We start from the raw sequence: 12253 nt of genomic DNA on the forward strand, positions 1-12253 counted from the left end.
ACCGCGATAGCGGAGTATCAGTCAATGATTTATCAACTGATCCAACGCTATCGCGAGCAAGCCCGCTCCCACAGGGAGATGTGGCGGTGTTAGTTATTACAGATCCTGCAGAATATCCGCCATATCGTCGGCGTGTTCTTCTTCCTGAGCCAGGATGTCTTCGAAGATGCGACGGGTAGTCGGGTCTTTGTCACCGATGTACTGGATGATCTCGCGGTAGCTGTCTACCGCGATCCGCTCGGCCACCAGGTCTTCGTAGACCATTTCCTTCAAGGTGTTGCCCGCCACGTATTGCGCATGGGAGTTTTTCGACAGCAGGTCGGGGTTGAACTCCGGCTCGCCGCCCAGTTGCACGATACGCTCGGCCAGTTTGTCAGCGTGCTCGGCTTCCTGGGTCGCATGTTCCAGGAACTCATCGGCAGCCACGCTGGCCTTGAGGCCGTTGGCCATGAAGTAGTGACGCTTGTAGCGCAACACGCAGACCAGTTCGGTGGCCAGCGACTCGTTGAGCAGGCGGATGATTTCTTCGCGGTCGGCGTCATAGCCTTCGGTCACGGCGCCGTTTTCGACGTTCTGGCGGGCGCGGCTGCGCAGGGTTGCAACGTCAGTCAATCGTGCTTCAGTCATTTCAATCTCCTGGGGCTAATCCGGTTGTACGCCACGCTCTGCCGGCGTGATCGCTATTGGTTGTGAGTCCCGGACCAGGCGAAAAGTTTTATCGGATTTAACAGGATGTGTCCTGAGGGCGTCTGACCGGTGTGGTCCAACGCTCTGACAGAATTACTCCACCCAGGGTCAGCAAGCCCCCCACCAGGTGATACAGCGCCAACTCCTCCTTCAGCACCACGGCTGCAATCAGCGCGGTAATCAACGGCAGCAGGTTGAAAAACAGTGTGGTACGGCTTGGCCCCAGGGTCTTGACCGAGTGCATCCACGCCAGCGGTGCCAGCATCGAAGCCAGCAGGCAGGCGTATAGCACCAGCGGAATATTCGCCCAGCCCAAACCGGCCTTGGCCGAGAACAGATACAGCGGCAGCAGCACCACCACCGCGACCAGCACCTGCAAATACAGCAGCACCAACGGCGGCAGGCGCAGTTGCCATTTTTTCAGCAGGGTGCTGTAGACCGCATAAGCCAGGGTCGCCACCAGCATCATGCCGTCGCCCAGGTTGACCCCATGTTGCAGCAACGCGCCCAGGCTGCCGGCCGACACGACCACTACCACGCCTGCGAACGACAGCACCGCGCCGGTCAGCGCGCCAAAGGTCAGGCGTTGGCCGAGGCTGATAATCGCGGCGGTCAACGCCATCAGTGGCATCAGCGAGAGGATGATGCCCATGTTGGTGGCACTGGTCAGCGTTGCGGCGTAGTAGGCCAGGCTTTGATACACCGCCATGCCGAGTACGCCGAGGATAAAGATCTTGCCCAGGTTGGGGCGGATCTGCGGCCAGTGGGCGATCACCGGCTTGAGCATGAACGGCGTGAACAGCAACGCAGCGAACAGCCAGCGGTAAAAGCCGATTTCAGCCGGGAAGATCGAGCCCACGGCCAATTTGTTGACCACGGTGTTGCCGGCCCAGATAAAGATAGCCAGCAGCGGATACGCGTATTGCATTGAAAAGAAACCCAGTGTGTTGACGAGGCAGGATTATCCTCTGTCTGGATCGAAGCCTATACTGCGATCCAGACAACTGAGCGTTGAATCCAGACAATATGTCCCGACACACCGTGCGCCTGCCCGATTTTGCCCGCCTGCCAAGCCCGGTGTACTTTCGGTATTCCGATTTTGCCCCGGACACCGAATGCACCCCGCACCAGCACACCTGGGGCTCGCTGGATTACTCGGCCAGCGGTGTGATGCGCATGGAAGTGGCGGGCAATCGCTTCATGTCGCCACCGCAATACGCGGTGTGGGTGCCGCCGCATACTGAGCACAGCTCTTACAATGCCGAGGCGATTGTCTACCACTCCGTAGGGCTGGCGCCGCAGCTGTGCGAGCAGTTGCCACAGCAGCCTTGCACGCTGGCGATCAGCGACATTCTCAAGGCGATCCTCAAGGATTTCGCCCTGCGCGATGTCAATGCACCGCGCACCGACGCCGACATCCGCCTGGCCCAGGTGCTGGTGGACCAGCTCAGGCAGGCGCCGGTCCACGACTGCTTCCTGCCCTACGCCCGCCACCCGGGATTGCTTGGGGTCTTGGAGGGCATGCAGGCAGAGCCGGGAGACAACCGCCCTCTGGCGCAATGGGCCGAGCAGGTGCATGTGAGCGAGCGCACCCTGGCGCGCCAGTTTGTGCGCGAGCTGGGCATGAGCTTTGGCGAATGGCGCCAGCGCCTGCGCTACCTGGCGGCCATCGAGGCACTGGACAGCGACCGCAGTGTGCAACACGTGGCGTTTGATCTGGGCTACAGCACCGCCTCGGCGTTTATCGCCATGTTCCAACGTCACGCCGGCTGCACGCCGGAGCAATACCGGCGGGCGAATATTCGTGGCCGGTGAAGTTGTAACAGGTTTTGACTACACTGCGCTGTAGGCCGTGCCCGTCGGCACGGTAACAGGGAGAAAACTCCATGAAGATGCTGCGTATTCCGTTGTTGATGATGGGCCTGCTGATGTGTGCCCAGGGTTTTGCCGCCACTGCCCAGCAGAACAAAATGACCACCTGCAATGCCGAGGCCACCACCAAGACGCTCAAGGGCGATGACCGTAAGGCCTTCATGAAGACCTGCCTGTCGGCACCTGCCGCCAACGACGCCAAGACCCTGACCCCGCAGCAGCAGAAGATGAAAGACTGCAATGCGTCGGCGAAAACCAAGGCGTTGACCGGTGATGCGCGCAAGACATTCATGAGCACCTGCCTCAAGGGCTGATCGCGAGTTCACGCATGCTGCAGAACCCCTGTGGGAGCTGGCTTGCCTGCGATTGCGTCGCCTCGGTATGACGGATACACCGAGGTGCCCGCATCGCAGGCAAGCCAGCTCCCACACTTGATCGTATTCACAACACCCGCTCTCGCTTGATTCCCTCAAGGCTGGCAGACTGCCCATCCTTCAACGCCGTTTGTTTTGAGGCTGTATGCCAACGTTTTCTCAGCGTCATGTGTTGTTGCTGTCCAGCTACATCATCATTTTCGGCGGGTTGCTGCTGGTACTGCCGCTGAAATTGCTGCCCAGCCTGCTGGCCGGCCTGTTGGTCTATGAACTGGTCAACATGCTCACCCCTCAACTGCAACGCCTGATCGAAGGCCGGCGCGCGCGTTGGCTGGCGGTGGCCTTGCTGGGCACCTTGATCGTCAGCGTGTTGGCCTTGATCTTCGCTGGCGCCATCAGCTTCCTGCTCCACGAAGCGGAAAACCCGGGGGCTTCCCTGGACAAATTCATGGGCGTGGTCGACCGCGCGCGCGGTCAATTACCGCCGTCCATCGACGCCTATTTGCCCGCCAGCGCCGCGGAGTTTCGCGTGGCCATTGGCGATTGGCTAAGCAAGCACTTGAGCGAACTGCAACTGGTCGGCAAAGACGCCGCCCACATGTTCGTCACCTTGCTGATCGGCATGGTGCTGGGTGCGATCATCGCCTTGCAGCGCGTGCCCGACCTGACCAAGCGCAAACCCTTGGCCGCCGCGCTGTTCGACCGCCTGCACCTGCTGGTCCAGGCGTTTCGCAATATCGTGTTCGCCCAGATCAAGATCGCCGCGCTCAACACCGCCTTCACCGCGGTGTTCCTGGCAGTGGTGCTGCCGTTATGCGGCATTCACCTGCCGTTGACCAAGACCCTGATCGTGCTGACCTTCCTGCTCGGTCTGCTGCCAGTGATTGGCAACCTGATCTCCAACACCCTGATCACCATCGTGGCGCTGTCGCTGTCGATCTGGGTGGCGGTGGCGGCACTGGGGTATTTGATCGTGATCCACAAGGTCGAGTACTTCCTCAACGCGCGAATCGTCGGCGGGCAGATCAGTGCCAAGTCATGGGAGTTGTTGTTGGCGATGCTGGTGTTTGAGGCAGCGTTCGGCCTGCCGGGGGTGGTGGCGGGGCCGATTTACTATGCCTATCTGAAAAGCGAGCTGAAGCTGGGTGGGATGGTTTAAGCCTTGTGTCGCCTGGGCTGACGCCATCGCGGGCAAGCCCGCTCCCACGTTGAAATGCGATCACCTGGGGGAGCTGGCTTGCCTGCGATGACGGCCTGCAGCCGAAGCCTATCTACCTGACACAACCCGATCAAATTGTGGGAGCTGGCTTGCCTGCGATGACGGCCTCACAGCCGGCCCCTATCTATCTGACGCCCCGCGATCAAACTGTGGGAGCGGGCTTGCTCGCGAAGGCGGCCTGACTGCCGACCGGGATGTTGGATTTGACCGCGTACATATCCGTTATTTAGGTAACGGCCGCTTAGGGTTACGCCCTGACGGCGTCTCACTTTTGAGAAGCGCAAAAGTAAGCAAAACGCTCTTGCCCCACCACTCGGCACCTCGCTTGGGCTCGGTGTGCCCGTAATTCGCCAGTGATTTGGGGGGCCGCCGCCACGCGCCATCCATGGCGCGGGGCGGCTAAACCGGCATCCCTGCCGGTTTACCCCCCAAATCCCTGTCGAATTCCGGCCAGCGTGGTTTAACGGGGCGCCTAAGATCAAAAGCCAGATCAAGATCACAAGCAGAGCAAGATCAAGAGCGACTCGCTTCGCATCGTGGTTACCGTCAAGTGGGCGCGCCACGGTGTCAGCTACAACTCAGCAACCGTAACGCTTGCTCGCCTCAATCGCCAAACCACTGCCAATGCTGCCGAAGATATTGCCTTCCACATGCCGCGCATTCGGCAGCATTGCAGAGATGCTGTGGCGCAGCGCCGGGATGCCGCTGGAACCGCCGGTAAAGAACACCGTGTCCACCTGCGCCACGCTCACCGAGGCGTCGTTGAGCAACTGTGTGACGCTGCCGCGTACACGTTCCAGCAAGCTGTCGATGGACGACTCGAACAGTGCGCGGCTCAGGTCTACGCTCAGGCCCGCTTCGATGCGGTCCAGCGGCACGTGGCGGCTGTCTTGATGGGTGAGCTGGATCTTGGTTTCTTCCACTTCCATGGCAAGCCAGTGCCCGGCGCGCTGTTCGATCAGTTTGAACAGGCGGTCGATGCCGCCGGTGTCTTCGATGTCGTAGCGCATGCTGCCCAGGGCCAGCTGGGATTTTTGCGAGTACACCGAGTTGATGGTGTGCCAGGTGGCCAGGTTCATGTGGTGGCTGGTGGGCATGTAGGCGCCGCTCTTCATGCGGCTGCCGTAGCCGAACAGCGGCATCATGCCTTGCAGGCTGAGCTGTTTGTCGAAGTCGGTACCGCCGATGTGCACGCCGCCGGTGGCGAGGATGTCGCTCTGGCGATTGTCGTTGTGACGACGATCCGGCGACAGACGCACCAGGGAGAAGTCGGAGGTACCACCGCCGATATCGACGATCAACACCAGCTCTTCTTTCTCGATGGTCGACTCATAGTCGAACGCCGCTGCAATCGGTTCGTACTGGAACGAGATGTCCTTGAAGCCGATTTTGCGCGCCACATCCACCAGGGTGTTTTCCGCTTCCTGGTCGGCCATCGGGTCGTCATCGACGAAGAATACCGGGCGGCCCAGTACCACTTCTTCGAATTCACGACCGGCGTTGGCTTCGGCGCGGCTCTTGAGTTGGCCGATAAACAGTGCCAGCAGGTCGGTGAAGGGCATGGCAGTGCCGAGCACGCTGGTGTCGTGCTTGATCAGCTTGGAACCCAGCAGGCTCTTGAGCGAGCGCATCAGGCGGCCTTCGTAGTTCTCCAGGTATTCGTGCAGCGCCAGGCGACCATATACCGGCCGGCGCTCCTCGAAGTTGAAGAACACCACTGACGGCAGGGTGATCTTGTCGTCCTCCAGCGCGATCAGCGTCTCCTCGCCGGGGCGGATCCAGCCGACGGTGGAGTTGGACGTGCCGAAGTCGATGCCGCAGGCACGGGCTGGAGATTCGTTTTTCATGTCTTACAGGTTCCGGGCAAAAAACGGCCGCGCAGTGTATGTCACTCGCGAGCGGATGCGTAGACCGGCGATCCGTAAATTCGCGCTATATAGCTACGTCTTGAACCGGCAGGGGCTTGGTTAGGCTCGGGTTTTACTGCCCTCACGGACGAATCGCTATGCCTGATGCAACCTTCAACGCCGACCTGCGCGGCGTGCATTACGACTTTCTCAAACAACGCGTGCCGAACTGGTTCATGGAAGGCACGCCGCAACGCCAGCAAGAGCTAGGCACGCACGAGATGGATATTCCTGCCTGGTACCTGGCCGCCACTCACCAAGACAAAACCACTCTGGCTGCCCGGCACACGCGCTTTCGCGAAACGCTCAATGCGATTGAAGAGCACCTGGGCCAGATCGAAGACGTCCTGGCCTTCGCCGAACAGCCGCTCAAAGAGGCGATCAAGAAAGAGTTCAACCTGGAACTGGATGTGCGCAATGTATTTTTCGTGCGCAAATACGGCTCAAAAGGTGCTCGCGATGACTTCTACGGTGCCTTTGTTTTCGAGCAGCAAAACGACCCGTCACTGAGCTACAGGTATCGCGGCATTTCCCTGTTGGAAGCGGCCCTGGCCAATTTCGAGGCCGATGAAGAGCAGCCGTCGTCGTGCACCGATTGCCAACTGATCACCACCTTCAACCTAGAAAACCCCCACATCATTGCGACCTTCGCGGCCGTCCATGCACAGGCGGTGGCGATCACGCCCCATGCTTTCGCCAGGCTTTGCCGCACATTGGACCTTGGCGCGCTTTATCAGGCGCATATCAAGGCCATTGTAGAGCCCCAGGACGCGGATGAGCGCCAGGCCCTTGAACAGCTGTTGGAAGAGCATCAACGCGAGCAGTTGGCACTGTGCATCGATATTGCCCGGTTGCAAAGCACCGGACCGCTCAGTGCCGACGCCTGCCAGATGCTCCAGAATGTGGTCTCGGGCTCCGCCACGCCGAAACTGGCCGGGAAGCCTGTGACATACACCGCGCTCAACGTGTTCGACAGCGTATTGGTGGGGCCGCTGCTGATCGGCCCTGATCGGCAAAACACCAACCGCCCCGAGCCTCTGGTGGTGTACATCCCCGGCGACCCGCAACAGCCCCTCAAGGAGTATGCGTCCAGTGGCGAATTCATGGCCGACTTGCGTACCCGTCTGCACAGCGCATCGTACCGGCGCTTCTTCAGCCGCTTTGTGCCGGTGCGCGAACAAGGCGGGTTCTTCACCCGGTTCAACCGTCTGTACCAGCCTGCCAGTAACGGCAATGGCGGCGCGGACTACCCGTTGCGCACGCCGTTGGCGCGCTTGCCTATGCAAGAGTTCGCCCTTGCCGGTGAGCTGTGGCAGCGCAGTCGCCAGGCGCATATCAGCAAGATCCTGAGCGATGCACGCGCAGTGGCCGTGCCCACCGAAGACGAGGACCGCAAGGCCCGGCTCGAACGCCTGGAAGGCTTTTTCGAGGCGGCCGTCAGCGTATTCAATCTCGCCGCGTTCGTGGTGCCGGGGCTCGGCCCGATCATGTTGGCCGTGGGCGCATCGCAGATGTGCTACGAAGTATTTGAAGGCATCGAGGCCTACGATCAAGGCGAGCCCCGCCAGATGTGGGCGCATTTTGCATCGGTAGCCCTGAACGTAGCGTTCATTGCCACCGGGTCCAAGGTGCTGCCCACCGTCAAATGGCAAAGCGCAGTGGATCACCTCAAACCGGTGACGCTGCCCACGGGCAAGCAGGTACTGTGGAACCCCGACCTCAGGCCCTATGCCTCTACCACCAAACCGGCGCCAGAGGTCAAGCCCAATACGTTGGGCCTGTACGATCATGCCGGTCAGCAATGGGTGTCGTTCGAGGATACGCATTACCAAGTCAAGCAAGACCCGAGCGGCCAGTACCGTATTCAGCACCCGACTCGCCCCGACGCCTACGCGCCGGAATTGGAACACAACCATAACGGGGTGTGGACCCATGAGCTGGAAGAACCGCTGACCTGGGACGAGCCCACCTTGATCAAGCGCCTCGGGCTGGTCGAGCAGGCGGATCCGTTGCGTATCAGCGGCGTCGAAACTGACGCTCTGCGCCAGGTTGCGGTCGATCATGAACCCTTGCCGCTGTTGCTTGACGACACCATCAAGCGCTTCGAGCTGCATCAGCAACTGACTACCTTTGTCGAGCAAATCAAAAGCAGTGACCCGCTGGTCTACCAGAAGGCCGAACCGGCACTGCAGTTTGACCTGCTTCAACGCCGCGGCCTGCTGCCTGATGGCGTAGCGCTGAAAGTCATCGGCCCAACGGGCGAGGTCGTGTGGGAAAGCGCCGATGCGTCGCCCTTATTGCCCAAGCGCGTGATGGTGTTGACCGAGACCGCCATGGCCCAGGGCCGTTTACTCAGGGAGTTGCTGTACACCTTGCAAGGCGTCGACCCGCAGCTCAAGGAATTCCCCGGCAGCCCCGAAGAGTCGCTGGACGTTCGCGCCGCCAAGCTGCGCCAGTACCTTGGCGATGCCGTTGATAGCCTCAAGGGACCGCTGCTGGAGGAGCGTTACCGTGCGTTGAACCCAACGCCTGACGCCGATGTGCAGCGCGTGCTGGATGCCTACCCGGCCTTGCCGACGCTGGCCGCCGAACGCTTGCTGCAAGGCGCTGCTGTGGATGAGCTGACCGCTTTTCGCAGCAGCGGGCGCCTGCCTGACCGGTTGGCCACGCAGGCTAAATGGTGCGCGCAGGAAACCCGCGTGGCGCGCGCCTACGAAGGGCTGCACCTAGATACTCAGACCCACCTCGACAGTCAGCGCCTGGCCTTGCGTACCCTGGAAACCCTGCCGGGCTGGCACCGTGGCTCGCGGGTGGAGTTGCGTCAGTATTCGGCGGAGGGCACGCTGATGGATGCCATCGGCTCCCCCGACTTCCCGCACAAGCGCAGCCTGATACTGCTGGACAGCGGTGAGTTCCAGGCAACCCTGCCCGGCGATTTCTACAGCGCCATCTGGGAGCAACTCGCGCCCGATGAGCGTCAGCGTCTCGGGTTGGGCAGCGCGGTCGAATTGAAGCAGGCGATTCAACGCAACCCTCTTTCGCGCCAGGCGTTGCGCACGGTGCTGGAGGACCAACCGCTGCGCAAGCCCGAGTACGATCCGATGGTCCGCTTGATGGGCGGCGCTCCGGGCTTTCGGCATATGGCAAGGGTGGCGGCTAATGTGCTGCGCTCTCCAGCAGAGCGGGTACGCCGGTTGTATCCATCATTCACTGAGGAGCAAGTCACAGCGTTTATTCAGTCGCTGGGCGAAGATGTCCCAGGCGGGTTGGCCAGTCGTGAGCTGGAATACCACCACCTGAAAAAATCCTTGAAAGCGTGGGCTCGCTCCAGAGGGCCACATGCCCTGGCGTACTACAGCGCCGAATGGCGTGTGAGTGATGCAATCAAACGCTGCTGGCGTCGCGAGACCGGAAGCCAGTTGAATATCCGTCGTTCAAAAGACGAGATTCGTTGGGTGGATTTGCCGCCGCTGAAGGCCGACTTCAGTCATGTCCAGGAAGTGGCGTTATCGGGGCTCACATGGAAGGGGCACTCCAGCTCGTTGTTCCTCGAAAATTTCACGCATATCAAGAGCCTGAGCATGACTGGCGCCGAGTTGGTCGAGTTGCCGGCGGTGATCGGCGATATGAAGCAGCTCACGTCGTTGAAACTGCCCTCCAATGAACTGAAACTGAGCGAGCGTAGCGCGGCAAGCTTGAGCGCTCTGGATGCCTTGCAAGTGCTGGATCTTTCGGAAAATCCGCTGGGTACATTGCCTGATTTCGGCGGTATGCCGCATTTGAGAGCGCTGAATCTATCTTTCACCCGAATCGAGCGTTGGCCTTCGGGGTTGAGGACGCAGACTGGGCTGGAGCGCGTCGACTTACGTCACAATCGACTGCTGCAGGTACCGCAGGACAATCTTGTTCCGCCGGCAGATCAACTGGAAACGATCGTGCGGATCAATAACGTCACCTTGCTTGATGGCAATCGCTTCCCACACGATTACTGGGAAACATTCGATAAGTATTGGCAGGACGTGAACCAGTCACGCCCCGATCTTGTGTCAGGCGCTCTCGATGGCGCCTTTGACAGCAGAAACCCACGCCTGGAAATGGTGCAGCACATGTACCCCGAGTATTCCCTGCAAAAGGCCCGGGAGCTTGTCTGGAGCTGGGGCGAAGGCGCCGATACCGAGCTGGACCGGCGCTGGCAGGAGTTTTCTGTGCTGCTCAGGCAGTTGAACGCATGGGCATTTTCAGGCGGCGGCGAGCGCCAGCGCTATGTGCGCGTGGGGGAGCGCGCCACCGATGCTGCGTCACTGCGCGATCGCAACCTGGCGCACAACCGCATCATGCGCTGCTGGCGCCGTGAAACCCCGCAACAGCTCACCAACGACGGCGAGCCCTTCGGCCTGGAGCTGGACCTCAGCGGCCTGACGCTGCCAAGCCTGCCCGACCTGGATGCGGACTTCAGCCACGTAGGCTCACTCAAGCTGAGCAACATGAACCTCAGTACTTCGCCTGAGGGGTTCCTCGCTCGCCATCAGGGCGTACGCTGGCTGGACATGTCGCGCAACCAGTTGCGCGAGTTGCCGCCGGCGCTGGGGCAGATGCATGGCCTGACCCGGCTGTCGTTGCAAAATAACCAGATACGCCTGAACCCGGAGTCGGCTGCGATGCTGGCGTCGCGCAGCACCCTCAGAGCCTTGATCCTCAATTCAAACCCCCTTGATATCGCGCCGGATTTCAGCCAGATGACGGATTTGCGTTCGCTGGGGATGGGCAATACCCATATTGAAACCTTTCCCACCGGGCTGGGGGCGCAGCCCAGCCTGGATGCGGTGTACCTGAGGGGCAGTCGGATTTCAACGCTGCCCGATGCGCTGATTGCCCCCTCGGACGAGGCGTTGGCGCAATCCCTGCGGGTAACCAGCGTCACTGACCTGGGCCTGAACCCCTTGTCCGCCGAAACTCAGGCGCGAATCGCCGATTACAACCGTCGGCTTACCGACCCGGAGCGAGCGGCCAACAGGTTGGTGCGCAGCACTCTGGAGGTGACTGTGCCGCAGGCCGTTACTGGCGACTCAGCGCCGTTTCAGCGCTGGGCCAGAGGGTTGTCAACGCAGCAGCTTGCCCAGCGCCAAAGCCAATGGTCCACCCTGCGTGCACTGCCAGGCTCGGACGGTTTTTTCGACATGCTCAGAGACCTGAACGTGGCGCCCGCTGAATATGAGGATGTGCAGCAGCGGGTGTGGGAGGTGATCGACGCGATTGCCAGCCACAGCGCCGAGTCGGAGCAGCTGCGCAAGGAGATGTTCGAATGGGCGGGCCAGGCGACGTGTTGCGACCGTGCCGCGTTGACCTTCGGTAATCTGGAAATCCAGCTGATGACCAGCAATGCCAAGGCCCAGGCGTTGGATTCGACTCAGGGCGCCGCGCTGGTGAAGCTGTCCAGGGGCTTGTTCCGTCTGGAGGAAGTGGAAAAGATCGCCCTTACGGATATCGACCAGCGCCGGACTGCGATCAATAGCCGCGAAGACCTGACGGCGACGCAGAAGGCTGACGCTCTAAGGGCTCTGGAAGAAGTGGAAATCAGGCTGGCCTATCGTTACGGCCTTAAAGAGCGGCTTGACTTGCCTGGCCAGGCGCAGCAGACCAGGTTCATTCGTTTCGGCAACGTCAGCCAGGCGATGCTGGATGCTGCGTACGATAAGGTGATCGGCCTGGATAATTCGGTGCATGAGTTTCAAGCCATGCTCGCCAGGGAATTCTGGCAAGACTACATCGCGAACAAATACCGCTCGCGGTTCGAGGCGCAGAACCAACCCCATCACGAACAAATGAATGCGTTGTTGCGCGATTTCGAGTCCGGTGCAATCTCCAAGGCGGTGTTCGACGGTGAGGCCGAAGCACTGCAGGGGCAGTTTGCAATCGAAGAAGCACAGCTGATTCAAACCCTGTCCCGCGATGAAGTGGCGCAAGCGTTGATGCCCACTGCGAGCCTTGAAGTGTTGGTGGAGCCTGTGGGTCAGGAGCTGCAACTGTCTGAGGCTAAAGCCATCGATTTCAACGGCAAACAGTATTTTGTCGCGAGCATGCCGGATGCGGGCGATGGCGAGCATTACATCTTGCGGGTGCAGGCACCCCAGAACCCGTTGGCGCTGGTCAGCAGTGGGGTGGTAGCCAAGCCCGATATCCATGGGGTCTGGAAG

At 60.6% G+C, this 12253-nt stretch carries 7 protein-coding genes; 4 read left to right on the forward strand and 3 right to left on the reverse strand.

All coding sequences use genetic code 11. The features are described from left to right. Window positions 1–96 precede the first annotated feature (96 nt). Window positions 97–627 (reverse strand): ferritin-like domain-containing protein, encoded by a 531-nt coding sequence (locus JFT58_RS28645; protein WP_034125674.1) that lies wholly within the window; start codon window positions 625–627, stop codon window positions 97–99. Window positions 628–724: 97 nt separating this feature from the next. Next, complete coding sequence (locus JFT58_RS28650; protein ID WP_034125675.1) at window positions 725–1615, reverse strand: DMT family transporter; 891 nt, start codon at window positions 1613–1615, stop codon at window positions 725–727. Between the two features lie 98 nt (window positions 1616–1713). On the opposite strand from JFT58_RS28650, the gene JFT58_RS28655 reads away from it, so the two are divergent. The 3 genes from JFT58_RS28655 to JFT58_RS28665 all read left to right on the forward strand — a co-directional run bounded on the left by JFT58_RS28655 (window position 1714) and on the right by JFT58_RS28665 (window position 4092). After that, on the forward strand, window positions 1714–2502 hold the full coding sequence (locus JFT58_RS28655; protein WP_034125676.1) for an AraC family transcriptional regulator: 789 nt from the start codon (window positions 1714–1716) through the stop codon (window positions 2500–2502). Between the two features lie 71 nt (window positions 2503–2573). Then, window positions 2574–2873, forward strand: coding sequence for a PsiF family protein (locus tag JFT58_RS28660; RefSeq protein ID WP_014716700.1), 300 nt, complete (start codon window positions 2574–2576; stop codon window positions 2871–2873). Between the two features lie 205 nt (window positions 2874–3078). After that, a complete protein-coding gene (locus tag JFT58_RS28665) occupies window positions 3079–4092 on the forward strand; it encodes an AI-2E family transporter (RefSeq protein WP_003188124.1) in 1014 nt (337 codons plus the stop codon). Window positions 4093–4730: 638 nt separating this feature from the next. Here the strand turns inward: JFT58_RS28665 and JFT58_RS28670 are convergent. Next, window positions 4731–5999 (reverse strand): Hsp70 family protein, encoded by a 1269-nt coding sequence (locus JFT58_RS28670; protein ID WP_054896375.1) that lies wholly within the window; start codon window positions 5997–5999, stop codon window positions 4731–4733. Between the two features lie 158 nt (window positions 6000–6157). Here JFT58_RS28670 and JFT58_RS28675 point away from each other — a divergent pair. Beyond that, window positions 6158–12253 (forward strand): NEL-type E3 ubiquitin ligase domain-containing protein (locus JFT58_RS28675; protein ID WP_198834812.1); only part of this gene is annotated, 6096 nt, incomplete at its 3' end.

Source organism: Pseudomonas sp. MF6767, from assembly GCF_016405475.1.
GTDB lineage: Bacteria > Pseudomonadota > Gammaproteobacteria > Pseudomonadales > Pseudomonadaceae > Aquipseudomonas > Aquipseudomonas paracarnis.